This is a genomic window from Neoroseomonas soli (genome assembly GCF_018129065.1).
In the GTDB taxonomy this organism is placed as follows: Bacteria; Pseudomonadota; Alphaproteobacteria; order Acetobacterales; family Acetobacteraceae; genus Neoroseomonas; species Neoroseomonas soli.
In genome coordinates this window covers 57,280-82,682 of sequence record NZ_JAAEDM010000009.1, presented here as the reverse complement: position 1 = coordinate 82,682, position 25,403 = coordinate 57,280, and the positions used below count along the sequence as shown (strand labels likewise).

Annotated in this window: 24 protein-coding genes; 9 read left to right on the top strand and 15 right to left on the bottom strand. The window is 70.0% G+C overall.

Annotated features, from left to right (window positions below; all coding sequences use genetic code 11):
• Positions 1–67: 67 nt before the first annotated feature.
• Positions 68–451: a methylglyoxal synthase gene (locus GXW76_RS05775; protein WP_211861036.1), complete on the top strand. Its 384-nt coding sequence runs from the start codon at positions 68–70 to the stop codon at positions 449–451.
• Here the strand turns inward: GXW76_RS05775 and GXW76_RS05770 are convergent, their stop codons facing one another.
• Positions 452–1,177 (bottom strand): MgtC/SapB family protein, encoded by a 726-nt coding sequence (locus GXW76_RS05770; protein WP_211861035.1) that lies wholly within the window; start codon positions 1,175–1,177, stop codon positions 452–454.
• A 94-nt stretch (positions 1,178–1,271) separates the two neighbouring features.
• Positions 1,272–2,684 carry an FAD-binding oxidoreductase gene (locus GXW76_RS05765; RefSeq protein ID WP_211861034.1) on the bottom strand — a complete coding sequence of 471 codons (1,413 nt, stop codon included), beginning with the start codon at positions 2,682–2,684 and terminating at the stop codon, positions 1,272–1,274.
• Positions 2,685–2,928: 244 nt separating this feature from the next.
• On the opposite strand from GXW76_RS05765, the gene GXW76_RS05760 reads away from it, so the two are divergent.
• Positions 2,929–4,305 (top strand): FAD-binding oxidoreductase, encoded by a 1,377-nt coding sequence (locus GXW76_RS05760; RefSeq protein ID WP_211861033.1) that lies wholly within the window; start codon positions 2,929–2,931, stop codon positions 4,303–4,305.
• A 140-nt stretch (positions 4,306–4,445) separates the two neighbouring features.
• Here GXW76_RS05760 and mtnA read toward each other — a convergent pair whose 3' ends face one another.
• From mtnA to GXW76_RS05745, 3 genes are read right to left on the bottom strand one after another with little or no spacing between them, the layout of a single operon-like run.
• A complete protein-coding gene (gene mtnA, locus GXW76_RS05755; protein WP_211861032.1) occupies positions 4,446–5,537 on the bottom strand; it encodes an S-methyl-5-thioribose-1-phosphate isomerase in 1,092 nt (363 codons plus the stop codon).
• Between the two features lie 13 nt (positions 5,538–5,550).
• The gene (locus tag GXW76_RS05750) at positions 5,551–6,021 is read right to left on the bottom strand and encodes a UPF0262 family protein (protein ID WP_211861031.1); all 471 of its coding nucleotides are present in this window, start codon (positions 6,019–6,021) and stop codon (positions 5,551–5,553) included.
• Positions 6,014–6,406 carry a DUF983 domain-containing protein gene (locus GXW76_RS05745; protein WP_246513948.1) on the bottom strand — a complete coding sequence of 131 codons (393 nt, stop codon included), beginning with the start codon at positions 6,404–6,406 and terminating at the stop codon, positions 6,014–6,016. Before GXW76_RS05745 ends, GXW76_RS05750 begins: the two co-directional genes overlap by 8 nt.
• Before the next feature lie 198 nt (positions 6,407–6,604).
• Between GXW76_RS05745 and GXW76_RS05740 the strand changes: the two genes are divergently transcribed.
• Together GXW76_RS05740 and GXW76_RS05735 are read left to right on the top strand one after the other, a co-directional pair.
• Positions 6,605–7,282 carry an aspartate/glutamate racemase family protein gene (locus GXW76_RS05740; protein ID WP_211861029.1) on the top strand — a complete coding sequence of 226 codons (678 nt, stop codon included), beginning with the start codon at positions 6,605–6,607 and terminating at the stop codon, positions 7,280–7,282.
• 227 nt (positions 7,283–7,509) lie between these two features.
• Entirely contained in the window at positions 7,510–7,905 is a 396-nt protein-coding gene (locus GXW76_RS05735) for a hypothetical protein (RefSeq protein ID WP_211861028.1), read from the top strand.
• An 88-nt stretch (positions 7,906–7,993) separates the two neighbouring features.
• Here the strand turns inward: GXW76_RS05735 and GXW76_RS05730 are convergent, their stop codons facing one another.
• The 7 genes from GXW76_RS05730 to GXW76_RS05700 all read right to left on the bottom strand — a co-directional run bounded on the left by GXW76_RS05730 (position 7,994) and on the right by GXW76_RS05700 (position 15,592).
• Positions 7,994–9,244 (bottom strand): S8 family peptidase, encoded by a 1,251-nt coding sequence (locus GXW76_RS05730; RefSeq protein WP_211861027.1) that lies wholly within the window; start codon positions 9,242–9,244, stop codon positions 7,994–7,996.
• Positions 9,245–9,781: 537 nt separating this feature from the next.
• Positions 9,782–10,744 carry an N-carbamoyl-D-amino-acid hydrolase gene (locus tag GXW76_RS05725; RefSeq protein WP_211861026.1) on the bottom strand — a complete coding sequence of 321 codons (963 nt, stop codon included), beginning with the start codon at positions 10,742–10,744 and terminating at the stop codon, positions 9,782–9,784.
• Positions 10,745–10,910: 166 nt separating this feature from the next.
• A complete protein-coding gene (locus GXW76_RS05720) occupies positions 10,911–11,111 on the bottom strand; it encodes a hypothetical protein (protein WP_211861025.1) in 201 nt (66 codons plus the stop codon).
• Complete coding sequence (locus GXW76_RS05715; RefSeq protein ID WP_211861024.1) at positions 11,108–12,865, bottom strand: FAD-dependent oxidoreductase; 1,758 nt, start codon at positions 12,863–12,865, stop codon at positions 11,108–11,110. Before GXW76_RS05715 ends, GXW76_RS05720 begins: the two co-directional genes overlap by 4 nt.
• A gap of 120 nt (positions 12,866–12,985) precedes the next feature.
• Positions 12,986–13,930 (bottom strand): N-carbamoyl-D-amino-acid hydrolase, encoded by a 945-nt coding sequence (locus GXW76_RS05710; RefSeq protein WP_211861023.1) that lies wholly within the window; start codon positions 13,928–13,930, stop codon positions 12,986–12,988.
• Positions 13,927–14,217, bottom strand: a complete 291-nt coding sequence (locus GXW76_RS05705; RefSeq protein ID WP_211861022.1) for a hypothetical protein — start codon at positions 14,215–14,217, stop codon at positions 13,927–13,929. The genes GXW76_RS05710 and GXW76_RS05705 overlap by 4 nt, the downstream gene beginning before the upstream one ends.
• Positions 14,201–15,592: a dihydroorotase gene (locus tag GXW76_RS05700; protein ID WP_211861021.1), complete on the bottom strand. Its 1,392-nt coding sequence runs from the start codon at positions 15,590–15,592 to the stop codon at positions 14,201–14,203. Before GXW76_RS05700 ends, GXW76_RS05705 begins: the two co-directional genes overlap by 17 nt.
• A gap of 257 nt (positions 15,593–15,849) precedes the next feature.
• On the opposite strand from GXW76_RS05700, the gene GXW76_RS05695 reads away from it, so the two are divergent.
• The 5 genes from GXW76_RS05695 to GXW76_RS05675 all read left to right on the top strand — a co-directional run bounded on the left by GXW76_RS05695 (position 15,850) and on the right by GXW76_RS05675 (position 22,515).
• On the top strand, positions 15,850–17,832 hold the full coding sequence (locus tag GXW76_RS05695; protein ID WP_338150895.1) for a BCCT family transporter: 1,983 nt from the start codon (positions 15,850–15,852) through the stop codon (positions 17,830–17,832).
• A gap of 52 nt (positions 17,833–17,884) precedes the next feature.
• Positions 17,885–19,411 carry an MmgE/PrpD family protein gene (locus GXW76_RS05690; protein WP_211861019.1) on the top strand — a complete coding sequence of 509 codons (1,527 nt, stop codon included), beginning with the start codon at positions 17,885–17,887 and terminating at the stop codon, positions 19,409–19,411.
• A 168-nt stretch (positions 19,412–19,579) separates the two neighbouring features.
• Entirely contained in the window at positions 19,580–20,713 is a 1,134-nt protein-coding gene (locus tag GXW76_RS05685) for a bifunctional 2-methylcitrate synthase/citrate synthase (RefSeq protein WP_211861018.1), read from the top strand.
• 691 nt (positions 20,714–21,404) lie between these two features.
• A complete protein-coding gene (locus GXW76_RS05680) occupies positions 21,405–21,974 on the top strand; it encodes a histone H1-like repetitive region-containing protein (protein WP_211861017.1) in 570 nt (189 codons plus the stop codon).
• A 73-nt stretch (positions 21,975–22,047) separates the two neighbouring features.
• Positions 22,048–22,515 (top strand): GNAT family N-acetyltransferase, encoded by a 468-nt coding sequence (locus GXW76_RS05675; RefSeq protein ID WP_211861016.1) that lies wholly within the window; start codon positions 22,048–22,050, stop codon positions 22,513–22,515.
• 141 nt (positions 22,516–22,656) lie between these two features.
• Here the strand turns inward: GXW76_RS05675 and GXW76_RS05670 are convergent, their stop codons facing one another.
• From GXW76_RS05670 to GXW76_RS05660, 3 genes are read right to left on the bottom strand one after another with little or no spacing between them, the layout of a single operon-like run.
• On the bottom strand, positions 22,657–23,544 hold the full coding sequence (locus tag GXW76_RS05670) for an MBL fold metallo-hydrolase (protein WP_211861015.1): 888 nt from the start codon (positions 23,542–23,544) through the stop codon (positions 22,657–22,659).
• On the bottom strand, positions 23,541–24,449 hold the full coding sequence (locus GXW76_RS05665) for a DMT family transporter (protein WP_211861014.1): 909 nt from the start codon (positions 24,447–24,449) through the stop codon (positions 23,541–23,543). Before GXW76_RS05665 ends, GXW76_RS05670 begins: the two co-directional genes overlap by 4 nt.
• Positions 24,449–25,384, bottom strand: coding sequence for a DMT family transporter (locus tag GXW76_RS05660; protein ID WP_338150894.1), 936 nt, complete (start codon positions 25,382–25,384; stop codon positions 24,449–24,451). Before GXW76_RS05660 ends, GXW76_RS05665 begins: the two co-directional genes overlap by 1 nt.
• Positions 25,385–25,403: the final 19 nt, after the last annotated feature.

Below are 25,403 nucleotides of genomic sequence, written 5' to 3'. Positions count from 1 at the left end.
GGGCCGACGACCCCATGCACGCGACGCGCCTGGCCGAGACGAACCGCGCCGCCGAGGATGTGCCGCCATGCCGCTGACCCTCGCCCTCGTCGCGCATGACCGGATGAAGCCCGCGCTCGCCGATTGGGTGGCGCGGCATGCCGCCGACCTCGCACCGCATTCGATGGTCTGCACCGCGACGACCGGCGGCGTGATCCGCCGGCATAGCCCCGACCTCGCGATTCGCACGGTGAAGTCCGGCCCGCTCGGCGGCGACCAGCAGATCGGCGGCATGATCGCCGATGGAGAGATCCACGCCCTGGTCTTCTTCCCCGACCCGCTCGCGCCCCAGGCGCACGACGTGGACGTGAAGGCGCTGCTGCGCATCGCGCTGGTCTACGACATCCCCGCCGCCTTCAGCCCCGCGACGGCGGACCTGCTGGTGGCCGGCGGGTTGCTCGCGCGCGGGTGATCAGTCCTCGCCTTCCTCCGTCCAGCCCACGCGCGTGACAGCGGGTTCGAGGCTGAGCCGCCCGACGATCGCCTCGATCCCCTCGGTGGCCGTACCGCTGACCACCAGGCGCGCGGTCAGTGCCACGCGCGGGCTGACGCCATCCGGGCAGGGCAGGTCTTCGCTCTCCAGTTGCAGCAACCGGGCGCCATTGGCAGCGATCTGCTTGACCAGCAGCAGGCGCAGCGTCGCCTCGCTCTGCGCCGCGCCGGTCGCGGTGATGCGGAAGCGGCGCTCCAGCTCCGCACCGGCCTGCGGGGTGCGGTCGATCGCGGCCGTCAGCGGCCGGATCGCGATGTTGACGATCACGATCAGCGCCGCAGCCGTCCCCGCCAGGGCGAACTGCCCCGCGCCGCAGCCGATGCCGACGGCGGCCGAGCACCACAGCGTCGCCGCCGTGTTCAGCCCCTTCACGTTCAGCCCCTCGCGCATGATCGCGCCGGCGCCGAGGAAGCCGATGCCGGAGACGACCTGCGCCGCCATGCGCGAAGGGCTCGCCTCCGCCGCCACGGAGAAGCCGACCATCGAAAAGGCCGCCGCCCCCATGGCCACCAGAGCATTGGTCCGGAGCCCGGCGGCGCGCTGCCGGTACTGCCGCTCCGCCCCGATCGCGGCGCCGAGCAGCAGCGCGAGCACCAACCGCGGGGCGAGATCCTCGAACTGCACCAGGCCTCCCCTCTCCGCCATGCGGCGCCGCCCGATGCCAGGCGGCGCATTCACCGCAATCCGCCCGGGGCGGGCAAGAGCACGCCGGGGAGGCGGCGCCCTCCCCGGTCGCGCCTTACGGCAGCATCTTGCCCGGGTTCATCATCCCGCGCGGGTCGATCGCGTTCTTCACCGCACGCATCACGTCCAGCGCCACCGGATCCTTGTGCGTCGCCATGGCGTGCCGCTTGGACTGGCCGATGCCGTGTTCGGCCGAGAAGGACCCGCCGAGTTCCACCGCGATGGCGTTCACCACTTCCTCCGCCCCTCGCGCCCGCGCGTTCCAGTCCCCGCGTTCCATCCCCGGCGGCGCCAGCAGGCTGACATGGATGTTGCCGTCCCCCGCATGGCCGAGCGCAAGCAACTGCCCCTCCGGCCAGCGCCGCGCCAGTGCCGGAGCGACGCGCGCCAGGAATTCCGGCACCGCCGAGACGGGCACGGAGGTGTCGGTGCTGATCGCCGGTCCCTCGCGGCGGGCGAGGTCCGGGTAGTCTTCCCGGATGCGCCAGAAGTTGGCGCGCTGGGATTCGGTCTCGGCGAAGGCGGCATCGGTCGCCTCGCCGGCCTCCATCGCGGTGGCGAGGGTGTCCTCCAGCATCTCCCGCAGCGGCACGGCGGTATGCGCGGCGGCGAGTTCCACCATCACGTACCAGGGGCTTTCCAGCGGCAGCGGGATGCGGATGCCGTTCGGCGTGCCGTGGCGCTCCACCGTTTCCATGCAGCGCCGGATGATGAGCTCGAAGGCGATGACCTCCGCCCCGCTGCCCATGACGCGGGAGAGCAGGTTCAGCGCCGCCTCCGGCGAGGGCACCGCGACGAAGGCCGTCTCCACCCGCTTGAGCGCCGGCACCAGCCGCAGCGCCGCGGCGGTGATGATGCCGAGCGTCCCCTCCCCGCCCAGGAACAGGTGGCGCAGCGCATAGCCGGAATTGTCCTTCCGCACGCGCCGCAGGTCGTTCAGCACGCGCCCGTCCGGCAGCACGACCTCCAGCCCCAGCACGAGGTCGCGCGCATTGCCCCAGCGCAGCGTGCGGATGCCCCCGGCATTGGTGGAGAGCGCGCCACCCACCATGGCCGAGCCCTGCGCGCCCCAGGAGAGCGGGAACAGCCGGTCCACCGCGGCCGCCGCCTGCTGCACGTTCTGGATGATGCAGCCGGCCTCGGCCACCAGGGAGAAGTCCCGCGCGTCCACATCGCGGATCCGGTTCATGCGTTCGAGGCTCATGACCACCGCGGGCGGCCCGTTCTCCTGCACCACCGCACCGCCGCAGAGGCTGGTGCGCCCGCCGGCCGGCACGATCGCGAGGCCCTCGGCGGCGCAGGCGCGGACGGCGGCGGCGACTTCCTCGGTGCTGGCGGGCTTCAGCACGGCGCGCGGCGTGCCGCGCCAGGCGCCGCGCCAGTCGATGGCATAGGGGGCGACATCGTCGGCCGAGGTCAGGCAGTTCCGCGCGCCGAGCGTTGCGGCCAGGTCGTCAAGCATTTCCATGCGGCGATCCTCGCCGCGCATGCGTCAGCGGTCAAACGGGCCGGGCCGCGCGCGCCCGCTCCGCAAAGCCGTGCCGCGGACCCGCCCGATGGCGAGAACCTTCCGCTTGTGCAAGAATGCCCGCAGGCGACCAGGCCGCGATGGAGCGCGCGCTGACCGAATGGCAGCAACTCGCGACGCCGACCGGGCCAGCGCGGCGCGGCCTCCGAATTCCGCAAGCAATGCAGATGCATGGGAGCCGGACATGAGCGCAGCACCAATCCTGGACGACAGCATCGCGCGCCTCGCGAAATCCTTTGGCGGGACGCTCCTGCGCGCAGGCGATGCCGGCTACGACGAGGCCAGGCGCGTGCACAACGGCCTGATCGACAAGAAGCCTGCTGTGATCGCCCGTTGCCGCGGCGTGGCCGATGTCGTCGATGCCGTCAGGCTGGCGGGGGAGCAGGCGCTCGAAGTCGCCATCCGCGGCGGCGGCCACAATGTCGCGGGACGCGCGACCGTGGATGGCGGGCTGATGATCGACCTGTCGTCCATGAAGGGCATGCATGTCGATCCGAAGGCGCGCGCGGCGCGCGCCCAAGGGGGCATGACCTGGAACGGGTTCAACCGCGAAACCCAGTTGCATGGGCTCGCGACGACGGGCGGCGTCGTCTCCTCGACGGGCATCGCGGGGCTGACGCTCGGCGGCGGGCTCGGCTGGCTGATGGGCAAGCACGCGCTGGCGCTCGACAACCTTCTCTCGGCGGAGGTCGTACTCGCCGACGGCCGGGTCGTCACGGCGAGCGCGGGCGAGAACGCCGATCTCTTCTGGGCCTTGCGCGGCGGCGGCGGCAATTTCGGCGTGGTGACGTCCTTCGAGTATCGGCTCCACCCGATCGGACCCATGGTGACCGGCGGCCTCATCGCCTTCCCGTTCAGCGCGGCATGGGACGTGCTGCGCCATTTCCGGGATGTCACGGCCTCGCTCCCGGATGAAATCTCCGTCTTCGGCGGGCTTGTCCACGCGCCCGACGGGTCAGGCGAGAAGCTGGCGGCGATGGTGATGTGCCATTGCGGAACACTCGCTGAGGGCGAGGCGGCAGTGCAGCCGATCAAGCGGTTCGGCGCACCGGCGCTCGATGCGGTAGGGCCGATGCCGTATTCGGAGATGAACGCGATGCTGGACGGCGCCTTTCCGCGCGGCGCCCTGAACTACTGGAAGTCGAGTTTCCTCGCGAGCCTCACGGATGAGGCGATCAGGACCATGATCGACTGCTTCGCCCGCTGCCCGACGCCGATGGGCCAGATGCTGCTGGAGCACTTCCACGGCGCCGTGACGCGCGTCGGCGTCACCGACACCGCCTTCCCGCATCGCACGGCCGGCTACAACATGCTCGTCCTGTCCGAATGGCTGGATCCGGGCGCGACGGAAGACTGCATCGCCTGGGCACGCCAGTCCTACGATGCGTTGCGGCCCTTCATGGGCGCCGGCCGCTACGTGAACTACATCGGCGAAGACGAGGGCAGCGACGCCACCGCCGCCGCCTATGGGCCGAATTACCGCCGGCTACAGCAGGTCAAGGCGAAGTACGACCCCGCGAATGTCTTCCATGTGAACCAGAACATCCGGCCGGCCGCGTGAGGCGCCCGGCCCCGTGACGACGTCACGCATCGTTCACGGCTTGCGCGGGGCGGCGCATCCGGACATGGGCCGGGGAGGTGCTGCACGCATCCCGTCGGCGCCGAGACGCCGGAAACGGAGCCGCAGTCGCCCGCCGGAGGTCAGGCGAGCTTTTCGGGGTACATCGCTGCCAGCGCCGCAGCCTCGGCGGCGACGCGCCCGCGCTCCGTGATCAGCCCGGTCACCAGCCGCGCCGGCGTCACGTCGAAGGCCGGGTTGGCGGCGGGGCTGCCGGCGGCGGCGACGCGAATGGTCTCGATGCGGCCATCGGCGGTGCGGCCGGTCAGGTCGGTCACCTCGGCCTGGCTGCGTTCCTCGATCGGGATCTCGCTCACCCCGTCGGCGACGCGCATGTCGAGCGTCGAATGCGGCAGCGCGACCCAGAAGGGCACGCCGTTGTCCTTCGCCGCCAGCGCCTTGAGATAGGTGCCGATCTTGTTCGCCACGTCGCCGGTGCGCGTCACCCGGTCGGTGCCGACGATGACGATGTCCACCTCGCCGTGCTGCATCAGGTGCCCGCCGGCATTGTCCGCCACCACCGTGTGCGGCACGCCATGGGCGCCCAGTTCGAAGGCGGTCAGCGCCGCGCCCTGGTTGCGCGGGCGGGTTTCGTCCACCCAGACATGCACCGGGATGCCCGCGTCATGCGCCATGTAGATCGGCGCCAGCGCGGTGCCCCAGTCCACGGTCGCGAGCCAGCCGGCGTTGCAGTGCGTCAGCACGTTCACGCGGCTTCCGGGCTTGCGCGCCGCGATCTCCTGCAGCAACGGCAGGCCGTTGCGGCCGATCGCCGCGCAGGTGGCGGCGTCGTCGTCGGCGATGGCGGCAGCCTCGGCATAGGCGGCCACCGCGCGGTCCTGCGGTGGCAGGTTGCGCAGGGCGGTGAGCATCCGGTCGATCGCCCAGCGCAGGTTGATCGCGGTCGGGCGGGTTTCCGCCAGCATGGCGCAGACGGGTTCGAGCGCCGTCGGGTCCCGCCGCATCGCCAGCGCCACGCCATAGGCCGCAGTGGCGCCGATCAGCGGCGCACCGCGCGTCTGCATGGAACGGATCGCGTGCGCGACGCCGTCCTCATTGGTCAGCCGCAGCCATTCGACCTGCCAGGGCAGTTTCGTCTGGTCGAGGATGCGCACCGACCAACCGTCGCCCTCGTCCACCCGCACGCTGCGGTGCCAGATGCCGTCGATCTTCATGCGGGAAGGCCCCTCAGATGCGCTGGTGCAGCGCGCAGACCAGGGTGAACAGCCGCCGCGCCGTCTCGAAATCGACCTCCACGCGGCCCTTGAGCCGCACCTGGAGCAGTTCCGCGCCTTCGTTGTGCAGGCCGCGGCGGCCCATGTCGATCGCCTGCACCCGGCTTTCCGGGCCGCATTCGGCGACCGCGCGTTCATGCGCCTCGACCACCATGTGGTAGTCCTTGATCAGCCGGCGGAACGGCCCGAGCGCCAGCGCCAGCACGTGCAGCGGCCGGTTGTCCACGTCGCGGATGTCGAGGACCAGACGCCCCTCCCGCACCGAGACCGCGAGCGCATAGGGCCCCTTCGGCAGGTTCGGCGGGTCGAAGCGGTTGCCGGTCAGCAGGTCGGCAATGGCCTGGCGCCGGTCCGCCTCCGCATAGGCGGAGGGCGCCGGCGGTTCCTCAGGCAGTTCGACGCGGACGAGGCGCTGGTCAGGCATCACTCGGCGTCCTTCGCGGCGGCGGCGTGGCGGCGGCGATGATCGCCGGCCCCTGGTCGTTGCCCGTCAGGCCCAGCCGCATCATCCAGGCGAGCGTCGCCCCCTTCACCGGCCGCAGCAGCAGCGTGCAGACGATGGCGAAGAGCGGCAGCCACACCGCCATGTGGATCCACATGGCCGGCTGCCAGGCCTTCTCGATCCAGAAGACCGCAGGCAGCAGAAGGTGGCCGGCGATGAAGATGGTGAAGTAGGGCGGCGCGTCATCCGCCCGGATATGGCCGAGCGGCGTGCCGCAGGCCTCGCAGGCATCGACGACGCGAAGGTAGCCGCGGAACAGCCGCCCCTGCCCGCAGCACGGGCAGGTCGCGCGGGCGCCACGCGCCATCGCCACCATCGCGGGTGTGCGAGGCTCAGAAGTGGCGGGGACGACCCGCTCCGAGGTCCAGGGCATCGGCGTTCCTTTGCCGGGCGCTCCGGGGCGCCCTTATTGTGCATTGCAACATAGCCATCATGCCACGCCCGGTTCAAGCGTTTCGGGCAGGATGGGCTTGAACCCCCGGCGGGGCAGGCGCGAGACTGCGTCATGGCCGAACGCATCCTGCTCATCAACCCGAACTCCAGCCGGTCCTGCACGGACGGCATCGCCGCCGCCGTGGCGCCCTATGCCGCGCCCGGGCTGCCGCGCCTGGACGTGGTGAGGATCGAGGAAGGCCCGCCCGCCATCGTCACCTGGCGCGACTGGTACGGCATCGCCGAACCGCTCTGCCGCATGGTCGAGCGCGAGACGGCCGATGCCTACATCCTCGCCTGCGTCTCCGATCCGGGGCTGGAGGCGGTGCGCACCGTCACCGACAGGCCGGTCTTCGGCCCGCTGCGCTGCGCCGTCGCCGCGGCGATGATGCGTGGGGAACGTTTCGGCATCATCGCCTTCACCGACAAATCGAAGCCCCGCCAGCGCCGCGCCCTTCAGGCCATGGGGGTGGAAAGCCGCCTCGCCGGCACCATTCCGCTGAACCTCGACATGGAGGTGCTGACCGACCCCCTCGCCCCCCGCGCCCGGCTGGCCGAGGCGGCGAAGGAACTGGTCGCCATGGGGGCGGAGAGCGTGATCCTCGGCTGCGCCGGCATGGCCGGACACCGCAACTTCGCCGAGGATTCCTGCGGCGTGCCGGTGATCGAGCCCTGCCAGGCGGCGGTGACGCAGGCGATCCTCGCGGTGGTCTCGGCACGCGGGGAGAGGGTCCGCCTCGCGGCGGAATGATACGCCCGGCATCATTGCCGGGCGCATCCGGATGCGGGGCCGGTGGGATGGCCGCGTGCAGGACAACGAGGATACGGCGCGCAACCTGACCCGCGTGCCGGAGGCGAGCCTCGGCAGGCTGCCGGCATCGACGGGACCGCGCCCCCGGCGCGGGAACACGTTGGGGTGAAGCCGCTGGACCCGCGGTGCGCAGCGGGCCTAGGAATCCCCCAGGTAGGATGCGCGCCATGCAATCCGGCCCCGGCGTGCCGGCCCGGCGGCGAATCCGGGCGATGGTCGCGCTGGCGATCCTGGCGTTGCCGGACGTGAGCGCACTGGCCCAGACGGAAAGGCGCCGCGACGCTGCGATGAAGATCGAACCCGCCCTGGCCGAAGCCCTGCGCTCGAACACCGATGCCGCGCGCGGCATCGGCGTCATCATCACCTTCCGCGACACCGCGGCGGACAGCGGCGTGCGGCGGCAGATCCTGCAACGCCTCGGCATCGTGCCGACCGCGGTCTACGAGGCCATCCCCTCCGCCGCCGCCACCGTAACGCCGGCGCAGATCGAAACCCTCGCCGCCGCAGCCGAGGTGACGGCCATCGAAGCCGACCCGCAGGCCCGCATCCTGCCGCGGCCCTGATCACCCGCGCGGCGCGGCCGCGCCCGGACAGGCCCCTCCGCCGCAACGGGCCCGCGCCAAGGTCGCGCGGGCCCTTCGCGGCGGCTGGTCAGATGCCCTTCTTGGCGATGACCGGCGCAGGCGCGAAGGCCATCGCGGCGCGGTCCACATTCACCCGGCCGTAGCCGAAATTCGGATCCCAGCCGGGCGGGCCGAGATTGTCCACGCAGGCGGCGAGCAGGTTCCAGATCTGCTCATTGGTCGCGAAGCGATGCGCGCCCCAGATCGCCGCCGCGGCCCCGGCGACATGGGGGCAGGCCATGCTGGTCCCGCTCATGAACCCATAGCCGCCGCCCTTCGTCGTCGACAGCACGCTCACGCCAGGGGCGCAGAGATCGACCTCCGGGCCGCGGCTGGAGAAGGACGCGATGGCATTGCCGGAATCGATCGCCGAGACGGCGATCACCGGCCGGTACTTGCCGGGGTAGCCGACGCTCGATGTCGCCGGCGACACCGGCGGGCCGGAATTCCCTGCCGCGGCCACCAGCAGAAGCCCCTTGGCCCAGGCGGTATTGCACATGGTCTGGAGCGCCGACGGGGCCGCCGATGCGCCGAGGCTCATGCTGATGATGTGCATGCGGTTCTGGATCGCCCAGTCGATGCCTGAGATGATCTGGCTGAAGGCGCCGCTGCCCCCGCTGTCCAGGACCTTCACCGCGTAGAGGTAGGCGCTCGGCGCCACCCCCACCACGCCGAGCCCGTTGATCGGCGCCGCGATCGTTCCCGCGCAGTGGGTCCCGTGCCCGTGGTCGTCCATGGGCGTCGCCGCCCCCGGCACGAAGCTCACCCCGCCGCGGTAATTGGCGGCCAGGTCGGGATGCTTGAAGTCGATGCCGGTATCGAGCACCGCGACGCGCACGCCCTCCCCCTGGGAGGAGGGCCATGCCTCCCGCGCGCGGATCTGGGACACGCCGGCCGGCACGGTCTCGGCCAGCACGCTCGGCTGGTTCTCGAACAGCAGGTGGGAGTACTGGTCCGCGCCGATCGCGTAGCAAGGGAGGTCATCCTCCACCTGCGCCACGTTGCCGTTCTTGGAAAGCTGGTCGATCTCGCCCTGGGTGAGCCGCGCGGTGACGATCGGCGCCTCGTACTGGTTCACGTCATAGGCGACGAGGTCCTCGGGCAGAGCCGGCACCGATGAGCCGGAGGGGAGCGTCGTCGCGTCGAAGAATTGCGTCTGCATGCCGTCCGGCAGGACGCTCTTCACGATCTCCACCTTGTCCTTGGCCTTGTCCGGGCGCTTGTCCTTGGGCTTGAAGGTGATGATGACCGAGCGTCGCGTCTCGTGCTTCTGGGCCATGGCGGCCTCCCTTCCGCATCCTTGCGCGGCAGGGCCTCCACCAGGTCGCTGCCGGCGGGAATGACGCGAAACCCTACATCCCGGCCTTCTCAGGCAGCAATTCGTTTCACAACCGCACGATAATGATCACGGAGGATTGAAACCGAAGATAGAGACCCGCTTCCGGCCGCAACCTGGATTTGCATGGCGGCGGCCCGCCAATGCCCTGGTTCCGAAGTCCTGCGGACCTGGTTTTCAGGCCACCGGCCATGGTTGTCGGCGGGCTTCCGATCCGCTCCCTTCGCCGGATCGCCAGCGAAGGGAGCGGGCAGCAGACTGGAGCGGCTTCCGTTCGCCTCGGCTCACGAACACCGCTCCAGGTCTTTGTTTTTGCGAGCATCTTCACCCGATCAGGTGATTCCACCTGATCGGGAACGGCTCCAGTGTCCTGCCCGCGAAGTTCGCTGGATTTCCAGCGAACGAAGCGAACAAGCAGGCCATTGAAAACAAAGGCTAGTGGCCTGAGAACGAAGTCCGCAGGACTTCAGAACCAGGACACTAGCGCCCCGGCGCCCAGACCGCCGGCGGCTCGCTGCCGACCTGCCCGGTGATGCGGCCATAGGCTTCGGGCCGCCGGTGCTTCGCGAAGTTGAAGATCGTGGTGCGGCCGAGTTCGCACATCCCGAGATCGGCCTCGGCGACGATGAGCTCATCGCCCCAGGAGGTGGCCTGGGCCATGATCTCCCCCTGCGGGTTCACGATGATGGAATGGCCGAAGAGCTCATGCCCGTCCTCGGTCCCCGCCTTGGCCGTCGCCACCGCGAAGCAGGCGTTCTGGTAGCAGCCGGCCTGGATGGTCAGGTGGGAATGGAAGACGCGCAGGTGGTGCGCCTCGAAGCCGCGGTTGTCCATGTTCAGGGACGGCGTGTTGTAGCCGAGCATGACCAGCTCGACCTGCTGCAGCCCCATCACGCGCCAGGCTTCCGGCCAGCGGCGGTCGTTGCAGATCATCATGCCGACGTTGACGTCCTGTCCCGCGACCGGGGCACGCACCACCGGGAAGCCGAGGTCGCCGACCTCGAAATACCGCTTCTCGAGGTGCTGCACCTTGCGGATCGGGTCGTAGTCCTTGTGACCAGGCAGGTGGATCTTGCGGTACTTCAGCATGATCTCGCCGTTCGGGCTGACGAAGGCCGCGGTGTTGTAGCGGTGCCCGTCCGGCGTCTTCTCCGCGTAGCCGAGGTGGAAGGCGATGCCGTACTTGCGCGCCGCCTCGAAGAGCGGCGCGGTTTCGTTGGAGGGCAGCGCGGACTCGTACCAGTGGTCGGCGACGGAGATGTCCTCCTCGTACCAGCGCGGGAAGAACGTCGTGAGCGCGAGTTCGGGGAAGACCACGACCTCGGCGCCACGCTGGTGGGCCTTTTCCATCAGCCGGACCATGCGGCCGACGGCGACGTCGCGCCCCTCCGCCTTCTGGATGGGCCCCAATTGGGCGGCGGCGAGGACGAGGCTGCGGGTCATGGGCGGCTCCTGGCTGGCGGCGCGCGAAGGGCGCGGCGGGGCGCCCGGTCGCGTCCTGCTCTAGCCAGGCGCGCCTGCGCGGTCGAGGCGCCCTGGCAGCCGAATTTGCTGCGCAGGGCCGGAATTGCCCGCGGCGCGGGCAGTGGGTGCCGCGGGCGCGGATCGGTCAACGCGGCTCGATGATCGCCGTCCCGTGCTTCAGCCGTGCGCGGGCGGCGGCGGCGGCGGTCGCCTCCTCCCAGGCTTCCAGCAGGAATTCCGCGAGGTCGTTGGCCGCCACCTCGGTGGTGGTGATGCCGATGGTCTCCCCGCGGAAGGTCACCACGCGGAAATGGCCTGTCTCCTCGTCGCGCACCACGTCGATCACGCGGTCAGGCCCAGTTCGCGCGCCTTGATCTGCAGCGCCAGCACCTTCGAGAAGATCCGGCATTGCGCCAACCCGCCGGCAAGGAACCACAGGCCGGGCTGGCCGGTCGGGCGCCACATGCCGTGCAACTCGCCTTCCTCGTCGAAGCCCCAGACCTTGCCGACGCGATCGCCCACCGCATCGCCGAAGATCCGGCGGGCAGCGGCGGCCTGCCCCTCGTAGCCCGTCGCGAGCACGATCAGGTCGGCGGGCTTCACGCTGCCATCCTTCATGACCGCGCCCCCGGGGGCGAAGCGGTCGAGATCGGCGTACTGGATCAGCCCGACGCGGCCGTCGATGATCATCTGCGAGCAGCCGGCATCGAAGTAATAGCCGCCGCCGCGGTTCTGGTAGAGGTGCTGCCAGCCCGTCCCCTCCGGCCCGGAGGTCAGGCGGAAGCCGCGGTCCTTCAAGCCCTCCAGCAGTGCCTTGTCCGCATGCGCATTCATCTGCGTCATGCGCTGGTGCGCCCGCTTGTAGACGGGGAAGGGGAAGGAGGTGGCGAGGAGGTCCTTGTCCTCGAAGGAGATATCCTCGTCGTAGAGCGCGTAGGGCGCCTGCGCCTCCTTGAGGCTGACCACCAGCGTCGGGCTGCGCTGGATCATCGTCACCTCGGCGGCGCCGGAGACCGTCAGGTCCTGCGCCACGTCATGCCCGGAGGTGCCGGTACCGAGCACCAGCGCTCGCTTGCCGGCCCAATCGAGCCCGCTGCCGACATCCCCCGAATGGCGCACCGCGCCCTTGAAGTCCCTGAGGCCCGGCAGTTCCGGCATGATCGGGAAGCTGCTGACGCCATTGGCCATGACGATGTGCCGCGGGCGCATCCGCCGCACCGAGCCATCGGCGCGCTTCAGCGTCACGTCCCAGCACCTGGCCGCCTCGTCCCAGGTGCCGGCGGTCAGTTCCGTGCCGGTCCAGACGTTGAGTTCCATCGCCTCGGCGTAGATCTCGAACCAGTTGGCCAGCATGTCCTTCGGGATGAAGACGGGGAAGGACTTGGGGAACGGCATGTACGGGAGGTGATTGACCCGCGTCTCGTTGTGCAGCGTCAGGGCGTGGTAGCGCTTGCGCCAGGAATCCCCGACGCGCGCATCCTTGTCCACGACCAGCGTATCGACCCCGAGAAGCGACAGCCGCGCCGCCACCGCCAGCCCCGCCTGCGCCGCGCCGACCACCAGCACCGCCGGGTCGTGGTCCGCATAGGCGGCGGCCTTCTTCCGCCGGTCGAGCCAGTTCTCGCCGCCGAAGTTCCGCTTCCAGTCCACGTCCTGCCAGCGCTTGCCGTTGGCCGGGTCCTCGTGGCCGCGGATCTCGTCCAGCGAGGTCGTCAGCGTCCAGGCGCGGTGCTCGCCACCTTCGTTCACCAGGCGGACCACGCCGTTGCAGGGGCCGACCGCGGTCTCGAAGGTAAAGATGGCTTCGATGGCCTCGGTCCCGGCGCGGGTCACGCGCCGCGGCGGCGTGCGCTGCGCCGCGAGCGCCACCGCGCGCGGCTGCATGCGTGGCAGGCAGCCGGCCAGAAGGTCGCCGATCTCCCCGGCGCCCGAAGCGGTCCGCAGGTTCCAAGTGAAGGCGAGGATGTCGCGCCAATGGCTCTCAGCGGCAAAGAGCACGCCGATGCGCGCCGCCTCCCCGGAGGCCAGCGCCGCCTCGAAGTCGCCGAGCCAGGTCCTGGCCGCGGCTTCGAGCGGCGTCCCCGTCAGGATGCCATCCATGGCGCCGTTCTCCTCCGTCCCTCGCTTGGGTGGATTTTGGGCGCCGGCCCGGGGCCGGGCAAGCCGCACATGCGCGAGGCGCCGGGGAACCTCCCCTGCGCGCCGGGCATGCGGGGCAGCTCAGGGCGGGGAAACGGCGCCCACCTGGTCCACGATGGGCCGGTACCATTGCGGGCGGCGATGGGCAGCGAAGTTGAACATCTTCTCCTTGCCCTGCCGGCAGGCGTCGAAATCGGCGTCGGCGAGGATCACCTCGTCGCCCAGCGTCCCGGCCTGCGCCACCACGATGCCGTTCGGGTCCACGATGACGGAGCCGCCGATCAGGCCCGAGCCGTCCTCGTTGCCGGCCTTCGCGACAGACACCGCCCAGGTCGCGTTCATGTAGGCATTGGCCTGCACCGCGAGCGTCGAATGGAAGGTACGCAGGTCGGCGCTTTCCGTGGTCCCGCCCATCGGGTCATAGGCGGCGGAGTTGTAGCCGATGAGCATGAGTTCCACGCCCTGCAGTCCGTAGCAGCGCCAGCCTTCCGGCCAGCGGCGGTCGTTGCAGATGAGCATGCCGAGCACCGGCCGTTGCCAGGATTCCGGACCGCGGAAGGCGGGGAAGCCCATGTCGCCGTACTCGAAGTAGCGCTTCTCGAGTTGCTGGAAGCGGTCACCGGCGCGGGGTTCCACCGTGCCCGGCAGGTGGATCTTGCGGTACTTCCCGAGGATGGCGCCGTCAGGCCCGACCGTCACGGCGGTGTTGAAGCGCTGGCCCTGCGGCGTGAGTTCCGCGTAGCCAACGTACATGCCGACGCCGAGTTCCTTCGCCCGGTCGAACAGCGCCTGGGTGTTGGGCCCGGGCAGTTCCTTCTCGAAATAGGTGTCGAGTTCGGCCGTATCGGTGAACAGCCAGCGCGGGAAGAAGGTGGTGAAGGGCAGTTCTGGGAAGACGACCATCTTCGCGCCCTTCCCCGCCGCGTCCTCGAGCAGCGCGATCATGCGGTCGAGGATCGCCTTGCGGCTGTCGGCCTTCTGGTTCCCGCCCATCTGGGCGCCGGCGATGCGGAGGATGCGACTCATTTGAACAGGTCCCTGACATCCTGAAGCGTGCCACCGAAGGCACGCCAGACGAGAGCGGAGGCGAGGCAGAAGCCGCCCCCGGCGAGAAGTCCCGGCACGCCTTCCGACGCGCCGGCCTGCGCCGCCATGCTGGCGCCGAGCAGCCCGAGCAGCAGCCCCGCGCCAAGCGCGAGCGCGGCAGCGCCCAGGCCCGGCTTCTGCCGTGGCGGCGGCGCATTGCCGGCGCGGGATGGCCGTGGCTGGCGCTTGATCCAGTGGCCTTTCGGCCGTTCATTCTTCCCCGACATAGGTCCCATTGTGTTGCCGTGGCACGAAGCGACCGGTGCCGGGCTTCGCCAGCACCTGCCTGCCGTCCCAGATGCACGCCCCGCGCAGGTAGGTCGCCGCGACGCGCGCGGCCACGCGGCGCCCGTCATACGGGGACCACTTCGCGTCCGCCTCGTCCTGGATGTCCTGCGCGTCGAAGGTGAACTCGCCGGTTTCCAGCACCACGAAATCCGCATCCGCGCCGATGCGGATGGCGCCCTTCCTGGGGAACAGGCCGTGGAACTTTGCCGGCCGCTCGGCGCAGTACTTCGCCATCAGCGTCACCGGCAGGGAGCGTTCGGACAGCAGCGTGTACATCAGCGGCGCGAAGGACTGCAGGCCGGTCAACCCGGCGCCGACGCTGAAAATATCCCCGCTGTAGGTCTTGCGGTCCTTCGGCCAGGGCGCGTGGTCGGTCGAGACATAGGCGATCTTGCCGGCCGCGAAGGCTTCCCACATCCGCGCCACTTCCTCATGGGTGCGGAACGGGGGGTTGCACTTCCCGAAACCTTCGAGGCGGACGATGTCCTCCTCGGTCATGCACAGGTACTGGATGCAGGCCTCGCCGGACGCCTTGCCGCCCATGCGGCGGAAGACCTCCGCGATCTCGAAGCCGCGGGCAAGCGAGGAATGCGCGATGTGGACATGCGCCCCCGTCTCGAGGCCGATCTCGAAGATCTCGAGATCCGCCATGGTCTCGCAGAGCGGCGGGCGGGTGCGGCAATGCCAGATCGGCGTCGTGTTCCCGGCGGCCTTCGCTTCCTCCGTCAGCCGGACGACGATCTCCTGGTCCTCGTTGTGGACGGCGACCATCAGGCCGGTCTTCGCGATCTCCCGGAAGGCGGCGACCATGGTGGGGTGGTCGATGCGCGGGAAGCGGACGGCGTCATACTCATATGTAGAGAGCTTGAAGGAGCAGACCCCCGCTTCTGCGAGGCCCGCGATGGCATCCACGCCCCCGGTCTTCGTGATCGTCCCGTAGAGCGCCATGTCGACATGTGATGTGGTGTTCACCACCTCGATCTTCTCCGCGAGGATCGAGGCATCCGTCACCGGCCGCGGCACGTCATAGGGCATGTCCACGCAGGTGGTGACGCCGCCCGCCGCCGCGGACATCGACGCACCCTTGATCCCCGGCCAGCCGCGCGAGGAGGAGGTGTGCATGTGCCCGTCGACCAGGCCGGGCAGCACGTACTTGCCCGAATGGTCCACCACCTGCTTCGCCGGCGGGCTGACGCCCTCCCCGATCGCGGCGATCGTCTCGCCGCGGATGGCGACGTAGCCATCGCGCAGCACGCGGTCGGAAAGCACGATGTCGCCGCGCATCACGCGGTCGAAGGGGGCGGCGTCGGACATGCGGAGGGACTCCCGGCATCGAAGGTGGGCGACGTTAATCCGGTTCGCGCTTTGCTCAAACCGGCCCTCCCCGGCGCGCCGGTAGCCGCCTCATCGAATGCGCTTGCGCCGGAATGTTCGCGCCCGCATGGTTCCGTAACGACAGCGGCGGGTTGAATCGGCCGTGCCGGGTGGCAGTGACCGACGCGCTTGCCTCGGCCCTCCCCGTCCAGGCCTTGACCGGCACCCCCAGCCGGCGACGCGAGAGGAGGCTCGCCGTGCGACGCTTCGTCATCAACCCGCCTGTCTTCTTCGGGGCGATCATCGTCATCGGCTTGTTCCTCATGGTCGGCGCCCTGCTCCCGGATCGTGCGGCAGCCGTCTTCACCACCCTGCAGGCCGGCATCCTGGCGCAGTTCGGGTGGTTCTATCTCCTCGCCGTCGGCATCTTCCTCGCCGGAGTCCTCATTCTCGCCTTCGGGCGCACGGGGGACCTGAAGCTCGGCCCCGACGAATCCGAACCCGATTTTCCCTTCATGTCCTGGATGGCGATGCTGTTCGCCGCCGGCATGGGCATCGGCCTGATGTATTTCGCGGTGGCCGAGCCGGTGACCCATTTCGCCTCCCCTCCGGAAGCCATGCCGCGCAGCGTCGCGGCGCAGCGCCAGGCGATGACCATCACCTTCTTCCACTGGGGCATCCATGCCTGGGCGATCTATGGCGTGGTCGGCCTGTCGCTCGCCTATTTCGGCTACCGGTACAACCTGCCGCTGACCATACGCTCCGGCTTCTACCCGCTGCTCAAGGAGCGGATCGACGGGCCGATCGGCCATGCGGTGGACATCTTCGCGATCTGCGGGACGGTCTTCGGCATCGCCACCTCGCTCGGCTTCGGGGTGCTCCAGATCACGGCGGGGCTGAACTTCCTCCTCGGCATCTCCGCCGGCACGGCGACCCAGATCCTGCTCATCGCGGTCATCATGGGGGCGGCGACCATCTCGGTCCTCACCGGGCTCGACAAGGGCGTGCGGCGCCTCGGCGAGTTCAACCTCCTGCTGGCCATCGCGCTGATGCTCTTCGTGCTCGCGGTCGGTCCGACCCGGCTGCTGATGCGCGACTTCGTGCAGAACATCGGGCTCTATCTCGACACCCTGCTGCTGCGGACCTTCAACATCTATGCCTATGAGCCGAAGCCCTGGATCGATGCCTGGACCCTCTTCTACTGGGCCTGGTGGATCTCCTGGTCGCCCTTCGTCGGCATGTTCATCGCGCGCATCTCGCGCGGAAGGACGGTGCGGGAGTTCGTCCTCGCCGCGCTCTTCATCCCGGCCGGCTTCACCTTCTTCTGGATGACCGTGTTCGGGAACACCGCCATCCACCTCGACCTGACGGTCGCGAACGGGGCGCTCAGCGCCGATGTCGCGGCCGACATCTCCGTCGCGCTGTTCGAGTTCTTCGCCTACCTGCCCTTCCCGGCGATCACCTCCGCCCTCGCGGTCGTGCTGGTCGCGGTCTTCTTCGTCACCTCGGCCGATTCCGGCTCCCTGGTGGTGGACGCCATCGCCGCCGGGGGCCGGACGGATACCACCACGCTCCAGCGCGTCTTCTGGTGCGCCCTGCAAGGGGTGGTGGCGGCCGTCCTGCTGCTGACCGGCGGCCTCGCGGCGCTGCAAGCGGCCACCATCGCGGCGGCACTGCCCTTTGCGCTGGTGATGCTCGCGCTGCTCTGGTCGCTCTCGAAGGGGATGCGGGCGGACCTCGCCCAGCAGGCGTCGCTGCGGGCCGCGGGTCCGTCGCGGTCATTCCCGGCGGCGGAACTGGCCTGGAGGCAGCGCCTGGCCCTGGCGCTGAAGGTCCCGACGGAAGCCGATATCGCCGCCTTCCTCCGCGCCTCGGTCGAACCGGCCCTCGAGGTCGTGGCGGCCGAGCTGACGCGGCGCGGCCGCCCCGCGACGGTCGGCTGGAACGAGGAAACCGGCGCCGTCCTCCTCACCTCCCCCGCCGAGGGAGTACGCGACTTCGTCTATGGCGTGCAGCGATCCGACCACAAGCTGCCGGCCTTCTTCGCCTTCGAGGCCACGTCACCCGAGCTGCGCCACGAGGCCCGTACCTTCTTCAGCGACGGCAGCCACGGGTACGACGTGATGGGCCTGAGCAAGGACCAGATCATTGCCGACGTCCTCGCGCAGTTCGAACGCTACCTCGCCATCGTGCAGTCGCTCGAGACGACGCTGGTCGCCCGCGCGCCGGAACACGGCTGAAGCGGCGGCACGAACCGCCCCGCCCCACCTCGCTGAAGGGAGAACGCCGCTCGTGAAGCTCCACCCGGTGAAGGTCCACCCCTCCAAGGCCTTGCTTCCGCGCGAGAAGCAGCTCGCCTGGAAGATCGCCGCCGTCGCCACCGACAAGGTGGCCATCGGCAAGGACGTGCAGGAGATGATCGTCAACCGGATCATCGACAACGCCGCCGTCGCCATCGCCGCCATCAACCGCCGCCCGGTCGTCTCCGCCCGCGGCATGGCGCTCGGCCATGCCAAGAGGGCCGGCGGCGCGCAGGTCTTCGGCGTGAGGCCCGGCACCACCGTCTCCCCCGAATGGGCGGCCTGGGCGAACGGGACCGCCGTGCGCGAGCTCGACATGCACGACACCTTCCTCGCCGCCGAATATTCCCACCCGGCCGACAACATCCCGCCGATCCTCGCCGTCGCCCAGGCGATGGAAAGATCCGGCCGCGACCTGATCCGCGGCATCGCGACCGGCTACGAGATCCAGATCGACCTCTCCCGCGCCATCTGCCTGCACGAGCACAAGGTGGACCACATCGCCCATCTAGGGCCCTCGGCCGCGGCGGGCATCGGCGCGCTGCTCGGGCTGAAGCAGGAGGTGGTCTTCCAGGCCATCCAGCAGGCGCTGCACACGACCATCACCTTCCGCCAGTCGCGCAAGGGGGAGATCTCCTCCTGGAAGGCCTATGCCCCCGCCCATGCCGGCAAGCTCGCCGTCGAGGCGGTGGACCGCTGCATGCGCGGCGAGGGCGCGCCCTCCCCCATCTACGAAGGCGAGGATTCCGTCGTCGCCTGGGTGCTCTCGGGCCGGTCGAACCGCCAGGACGTCTATGGCCCCGTCTACTACCAGGTGCCGCTGCCCGAACCGGGCGAGCCGAAGCGCGCCATCCTCGCCTCCTATACGAAGGAGCACTCGGCCGAATACCAGTCCCAGGCGCTGATCGACCTCGCCTTCCGCATGCGGGAGCAGATCGCGGACCTGGAGGCGATCGAGAAGATCCTCATCCACACCTCCCACCACACCCACCACGTGATCGGGACCGGGGCGAACGACCCGCAGAAGATGGACCCGAAGGCGTCCCGCGAAACGCTCGACCATTCCATCATGTACATCTTCGCCGTCGCCCTTCAGGACGGGCGCTGGCACCACGTGGATTCCTACGCGCCGAGGCGCGCCGGCCGGGACGACACCGTCCGCCTCTGGCGCAAGGTCGAGACCCGGGAGGACCCGGAGTGGACGCGCAAGTACCACTCCCGCGACCCCGACGAACTCGCCTTCGGCGGCCGCGTCGAGATCCTGTTCAGGGACGGCACCCGGCTGGTGGATGAACTCGGCGTGGCGAACGCCCACCCGAACGGCGCGCGCCCCTTCGCCCGGCCGCACTACATCGAGAAGTTCCTCACCCTGACGGATGGCATCCTCTCCACCCGCGAGGCCAACCGCTTCATCGAGACGGCGCAGGACCTGCCGCGCCTGAAGGCGGGCGAACTCGGCGCGCTGAACGTGGCGCTGCCGGCCGGCGGGCTGCGCGAGAGCAAGCCCGGCATCTTCTGAGCATCCGAGGGCGCCGGCGGCCGGCCCGCCCGCCCTCGCCCCCCCGGCTTTCCTTGTTCTGCGTCGCGCGCAACACTGGCGCCCGAGCCTTCTGCGAACGCCATGGCTTCCGCGTCGCCGCCACCCGCGACGGCGCAGGCACGGACACAGGACCAACGGGAGTACCCAATGAGCGAAACGCCTGACATCAAGAAGGGCCTGGTCGGCGTCTATGCCGACGAGTCTTCCATCTCGAAGGTCATGCCGGAGACGAACTCGCTGACCTACCGCGGCTATGCGGTGCAGGACCTCTGCGAGAACGCCTCCTTCGACGAGACCGCCTTCCTGCTGTGGAACGGGGAGCTGCCGTCCAAGGCGCAGCTCGCCGCCTTCCAGGCGGAGGAGAAGGCGAACCGGGCCCTGTCCCCCGCCCTGCTCCGCGTCCTGCGCGAATTCCCGAAGGACGCGCACCCGATGGACGCGATCCGCTCCGCCGTCTCCTTCATGGGGATGGAGGATCCGGAGGCCGCCGACATTTCCGACGCCGCCCAGCGTCGCAAGGCGATGCGCCTGCTGGCGAAGATCCCGACCGCGGTGGCGGCCTCGAACCGGCTCTCGAAGGGGCTGGAGCCGATCGCACCGGACGCCTCGCTCTCCTTCGGCGCCAACTTCTTCAACATGGTGTTCGGGAAGGTGCCGCAGAAGGAGGTGCTGAGGGCCTTCGACGTCTCGATGATCCTGTACGCCGAGCACACCTTCAACGCCTCGACCTTCACGGCCCGGACCATCTGCTCGACCCAGGCGGACCTGCACGGGGCGATCACCGGGGCGATCGCCGCGCTCAAGGGCCCGCTGCACGGCGGCGCCAACGAGGCGGTGATGCACATGCTGAAGGAGATCCCGTCTCCGGAAGCCGCCGAGGCCTGGATGCAGGACAAGTTCGACCACAAGGCGCTGGTCATGGGCTTCGGCCACCGGGTCTACAAGACCGGCGACAGCCGCGTGCCGACCATGAAGAAGTACGCCGAGATCATGGCCGAGGTGGTGGGCGACACGCGGTGGATGAACACCTCCGCCGTGCTGGCGAAGGTGATGCTCGAGAGGAAGAACATCCACCCGAACCTCGATTTCCCGGCGGGCCCCGCCTACTACCTGATGGGCTTCGACATCCCGCTCTTCACGCCGATCTTCGTGTGCTCCCGCATCACCGGCTGGGCGGCGCACGTGCTGGAGCAGGCAGCCGACAATCGGCTGATCCGCCCGCTCTCCTGGTACACGGGCGTCGAGCAGCGCCCCGTCGTGCCGCTCGCGCAGCGCGGCTGACGCGCCTCGTTCCCGCCGCAATCGCACGCGGCGGGAACGCACCGCGCGACGAGGATGCACCTCGTCGCGCATGCGCGAAGCGCGACGCGCACGACACACCCGACGCATCGCGACGCGACAACGCGCATTTTGCGCGCGTGCATGTGCGGATTCTGTTGACACCCAATATGTGCGTGCAGATAGCGTGACGTGCGCGCGAATCATCTTGCGCGATTCGTCGGAGACGTTCTCCGCACCACGCGCCGCACGACAATGTCGGACAGCAGTGCACCGGACCTCATCGACGCATCGGCACGCTGGATCGCCGCAGCAGGGAAGGACGGTCCATGGACCGCAGACTCACGGGAAGGACGGCAGTGATCGCCATCCTTCCGGCACCGCCCGGCAGCGCAGACCCTGCGCCGCATCACGGCGGGAGAGAGGTCGGAGGCGGCGTGCGGCGGGGAAACACCGCACGCTTCGCGCGTTCCGCCCACTGCGCCACGGGGCTCGCTGCACGGCTGAAGATGCGCGCGACGGGATCCGCGCGCCGGAGGCCCGCCCGTTCTCATCTGCTGTCCCCCCGGGACGCGACCCGCGATCGCGCGTCGCCTCCCTCATACCGGAACGCACGGAGACACCACACACCATGACCGACATCATCGAGACCCCGGAAGCCGAAGGCGCCGAGCCGCGCGCCCAGGCGATGGCGATGGCCGCCGCGAAGAAGAGGGCGCCGGCGAAGCGCAAGCCCGCCGCCAAGAAGCCGGCCGCGAAGAAGGCCGCCGCCAAGAAGCCTGCCGCGAAGAAGGCCGCGGCAAAGAAGCCCGCCGCGAAGAAGGCCGCCGCGAAGAAACCCGCCGCCAAGAAGACCGCCGTCAAGAAGACTGCCGCGAAGAAGCCCGCCGCCAAGAAGGCCGCCGCCAAGAAGCCGGCTGCCCGGAAGGCGACAGCGAAGAAGGCCACCGCGAAGCGGGCGACCACCAAGAAGGCCGCCGCCGCGAAGAAGCCCGCCGCCAGGAAGGCGACGGCCAAGAAGGCGACCGCCAAGAAGGCCACGGCGCGCAAGCCCGCCGCGAGGAAGGCCGCCGCCGCGAAGAAGCCGGCCGCGCGCAAGCCCGCCGCGAAGAAGGCCGCCGCTCCGAAGAAGGTCGTCGTGAAGTCCGCCGCCCGCTCCGAGGCGGCGAAGAAGGCGGCCGCCACCCGCGCCGCCAAGAAGGCCGCGGCCGCCGCCGCTGCCGCCGCCGCGGCGCCCGTCATGCCGGAATCCTCGGTGGACTGAGCCAGGCGCCGATCCCGGCGTCGGGGCGTCGTCCGCGCGAGCGGGCGACGCCCCTTTCGCATTCGGACCCCGCATGACCTTCACCATCACCCCACTTACTCCCGCACGGCGCCATGGCCTGGCGCCACTGCTCGAAGCCTATGCGGCGGAGATGCGCGAAACCCTCGCCGGTTCGCGCCCCGCGCGCGGAGAGGACGGTGCCGCGCTGCTCGCCGCCGATCCGCGCACCGAGGTCCTCGTCGCCCTCGAGGGAGAGCAGCCCGTCGCCTTCGCCATCTTCTTCGACCTGCCGGAGGTGGTCTTCGCCCGGCGCTGCGGCGCGCTCGACGACCTCTTCGTGCATCCGGACCACCGAGGCCGGGGCGTGGCGCGCGCGCTGGTCGATGCGCTCTGCGCCCTCGGGCGGAAACGGCACTGGTCGCATCTGCGCTGGATCGTGCCGGAAGGAGACCGGGGGGCGATCGCGCTCTACGAACGCATCGCGACACGGGCGGATTGGCGGTCCTACGTGATCAGGCTGGACCCCGAGGCGTCGCTTTGACGAAGTGCGGGGGGAGAAGAGAACTTCTCCCCCCGCGCCCCCCTCAACCTTCTTTGTCTCTTGGGAACCGACAGCGAGAGCCAGTGCCCAAAAGACAAAGAAGGGAGGGGGATCGGGGGAGGTTCCCCTCCCCCGACCTTTCTACCGCGCTTCCCAATGCTCCCCGTCGCGCATGGCGGCGCCCTCGGCCGCCAGCTTAATCAGATGCGCGAGCAGGCTCCTCGCCGCCGCCGGCAGGAGACGTTCATCGAGCGTCGGCCCATAGACCGGCGGCACCAGTTCCCGCGCCGTCGCGCGCCGTGCCGCGCGCAGCGCGTCCAGCACCATCGCCTCGCGTTCCCGCCGATGCGCCGCCAGCGCGGCGACGAAGGGCGCGGGCTCGGGCAGTGGCGGCCCATGCCCTGGCAGGTACAGCCGGTCGTCCCGCGCCGCGATCCGCGCCAGCGACGCCATGTACGCCGCCATGTCCCCATCCGGCGGGCTGACCACGCTGGTGGACCAGGACATCACATGGTCGGCGCTGAACAGCACGCCCTCGCTGTCATCGGCCTCAAGCCCGAAGCAGAGATGATTGGCGCAATGCCCCGGCGTGTGCAGCGCGGTCACGCGCCAGTGGTCGGTCTCCACGGTCGCGCCGTCGGCGATCGTCACGTCGGGATGGAAACTGTGGTCGCCACCCTCCCCGCCTTGCTCGGGCGGCGTCATGTGCGGGCCGAAGCCGTAGGACCGCGCGCCCGTCGCCGCCTTCAGCGCGGCGACGCCCGGCGAATGGTCGCGATGCGTGTGGGAGACGAGGATATGCGAGATCCGCTCCCCTTCCGTCGCGCGCAGGATGGCGGCGAGATGCGCCGCGTCCTCCGGCCCTGGGTCCAGCACGGCGACGGAGGACCCGTGCCCGATGATCCAGGTGTTCGTGCCGCGATAGGTGAAGGGCCCCGGATTGCCGCAGATGACGCGGCGAATGCCGGGCGCCAGCACCTGCGCCTCGCCCGGCGGCAGGGGGTCGTCCTTGAGGAAGGGGATGCTCACTGTTTCCTCCGCTGCGCCGCGCGCTTCAGTTCCCGGTGCAGGATGTAGAGCCCCGAGACGACGATCAGCCCCGCGCCGGCGATGGTGCCCCACCCCGGCGCATCGGCGAAGACCACCCAGCCGATCGCCACCGACCATAGGATCGAGGTGTAGGAATACGGCCCAAGCGCCGACACCTGTGCCGAGGCATAGGCCTCCGTCAGCATCACCTGCGCGACCCCGCCCACCAGCCCGACCAGCACGAGGATGACGAAGTGGGAGAAGGACGGCGTCACCCAGACGAAGGGCAGCGCCACCAGCGTGAAGGCCGTCATCAGCAGCGACTGCCACAGCACGATGGTCGCCGAGGATTCCGTCGCCGACAGGCTGCGCACCAGCAGGGTGGTCATGGCCGACCACACCCCCTGCATGACGGCGACGCCCATGCCGACGGCGATCACCGTGTCCGGCATGCCGCCGCCCTGGAAGGCGCCCTTGCCCAGCGCGATCACCAGGATGCCGACGAAGCCGAGCAGCACCGCCGACCAGCGATGGATCCCGACCTTCTCCCCCAGGAAGGGGATGGACAGCATGGTGACGAAGAGCGGGGTGGTGTAGGTCAGCGCCGTCTGCTCGGCCAGCGGCAGCACGGTCAGGGCAAAGAAAGAACAGCCCTGCGCCATGGTGCCGGTGAAGGCGCGCACGACATGGCCGGGGAAGCGCTTCGTCTTCAGCAGCCCCCAGTTCCTCCCCCGCGCCGCGATCACGAACATGACCGGCAGGGCGAAGGCGGAACGGAAGAACATCGTCTCGATGAAGTGGATGTCGGACGACACCCCCTTGATCATCGCGGACATGACGGTGAAGAGCGCGGTCGCCCCCAGCATCATCAGCGCGCCGCGGCGGATATCGTGGCGCAGCGGCATCAGAGCGCGGCCGCGTCGCGGCGTTCCTGCGCCTGGCGCACCCTCTCGCGGTGCAGGTTGAAGAGGCCGGCGAGGATGACGATCACCGCCCCCAGCAGGGTCGTCCAGGCCGGCACCTCGGCCCAGATCAGGAAGCCCAGCACCCCGCCCAGCAGCAGCGGCGAATACTCGTAGGGCGCGAGCGCCGAGACCGACGCCAGCGCGAAGGCGCGCGCGAAGAGCATATGCGCGACGGCGTTGGCGACGCCGAAGAAGAGCAGCGCGACGATCACGCCCGGCCCCGGCATCTCGGCCGGCGGCGGGAAGGCCGGCAGCAACGCGATACCCGTCGGGATATGCGCCATCATCAGCCAGAAGGCGACTGCCGCCGGCCCATCGGTGGCCGAGAGCACCCGCGTCCAGATGCGTGTCACCGCCATGGCGAGGACGGCCACAAGCAGCACCGGCGTCTCGAAGCGCCAGAGGTCGCCGCCCGGCTGCAGCATCACCAGCACGCCGGCGAAGCCCAGAAGCGTCGAGATCCAGCGCCGCCAGCCCACCTTCTCCCCCAGCATGGGGATGGCGAGCAGCGTCATCACAAGCGGCGCCGCAGCGGCGATGGCATAGGAATCGACCAGCGCCATGCCGGACGCCCAGGCCCAGTACCAGGTGGCCGAGACGCCGCAATGCAGCAGCCCGCGCGCCGCGAGCAACCCCTTGTTGTTCGCCCCGATGCCTCGCCCGCCGGTCAGCACCACCACGGCGATGGAGCCGACGACGCCGCGCGCGATCATCGAGACCGCGACGCCCACCTCCGGCAACGCCCATTTCACCGCGGCGTCCGCCCCGGTGATGACGACATAGGCGACCAGGATGAAGAGGATGCCGCGCACCGCCTCGGCGCCCGTCGGCACGCTCAGGCCGGCGATCGGCGTGGCCCTTGTTCCGTCAGCCACGCCGCGCCTCCATCCCGGG

Coding starts and splice junctions, on each gene's coding strand:
- GXW76_RS05775 (WP_211861036.1), top strand. CDS start 68: ATGCCGCTGACCCTCGCCCTCGTCGCGCATGACCGGATGAAGCCCGCG.
- GXW76_RS05770 (WP_211861035.1), bottom strand. CDS start 1,177: ATGGCGGAGAGGGGAGGCCTGGTGCAGTTCGAGGATCTCGCCCCGCGG.
- GXW76_RS05765 (WP_211861034.1), bottom strand. CDS start 2,684: ATGGAAATGCTTGACGACCTGGCCGCAACGCTCGGCGCGCGGAACTGC.
- GXW76_RS05760 (WP_211861033.1), top strand. CDS start 2,929: ATGAGCGCAGCACCAATCCTGGACGACAGCATCGCGCGCCTCGCGAAA.
- mtnA (WP_211861032.1), bottom strand. CDS start 5,537: ATGAAGATCGACGGCATCTGGCACCGCAGCGTGCGGGTGGACGAGGGC.
- GXW76_RS05750 (WP_211861031.1), bottom strand. CDS start 6,021: ATGCCTGACCAGCGCCTCGTCCGCGTCGAACTGCCTGAGGAACCGCCG.
- GXW76_RS05745 (WP_246513948.1), bottom strand. CDS start 6,406: ATGGCGCGTGGCGCCCGCGCGACCTGCCCGTGCTGCGGGCAGGGGCGG.
- GXW76_RS05740 (WP_211861029.1), top strand. CDS start 6,605: ATGGCCGAACGCATCCTGCTCATCAACCCGAACTCCAGCCGGTCCTGC.
- GXW76_RS05735 (WP_211861028.1), top strand. CDS start 7,510: ATGCAATCCGGCCCCGGCGTGCCGGCCCGGCGGCGAATCCGGGCGATG.
- GXW76_RS05730 (WP_211861027.1), bottom strand. CDS start 9,244: ATGGCCCAGAAGCACGAGACGCGACGCTCGGTCATCATCACCTTCAAG.
- GXW76_RS05725 (WP_211861026.1), bottom strand. CDS start 10,744: ATGACCCGCAGCCTCGTCCTCGCCGCCGCCCAATTGGGGCCCATCCAG.
- GXW76_RS05715 (WP_211861024.1), bottom strand. CDS start 12,865: ATGGATGGCATCCTGACGGGGACGCCGCTCGAAGCCGCGGCCAGGACC.
- GXW76_RS05710 (WP_211861023.1), bottom strand. CDS start 13,930: ATGAGTCGCATCCTCCGCATCGCCGGCGCCCAGATGGGCGGGAACCAG.
- GXW76_RS05705 (WP_211861022.1), bottom strand. CDS start 14,217: ATGTCGGGGAAGAATGAACGGCCGAAAGGCCACTGGATCAAGCGCCAG.
- GXW76_RS05700 (WP_211861021.1), bottom strand. CDS start 15,592: ATGTCCGACGCCGCCCCCTTCGACCGCGTGATGCGCGGCGACATCGTG.
- GXW76_RS05685 (WP_211861018.1), top strand. CDS start 19,580: ATGAGCGAAACGCCTGACATCAAGAAGGGCCTGGTCGGCGTCTATGCC.
- GXW76_RS05680 (WP_211861017.1), top strand. CDS start 21,405: ATGGCCGCCGCGAAGAAGAGGGCGCCGGCGAAGCGCAAGCCCGCCGCC.
- GXW76_RS05675 (WP_211861016.1), top strand. CDS start 22,048: ATGACCTTCACCATCACCCCACTTACTCCCGCACGGCGCCATGGCCTG.
- GXW76_RS05665 (WP_211861014.1), bottom strand. CDS start 24,449: ATGCCGCTGCGCCACGATATCCGCCGCGGCGCGCTGATGATGCTGGGG.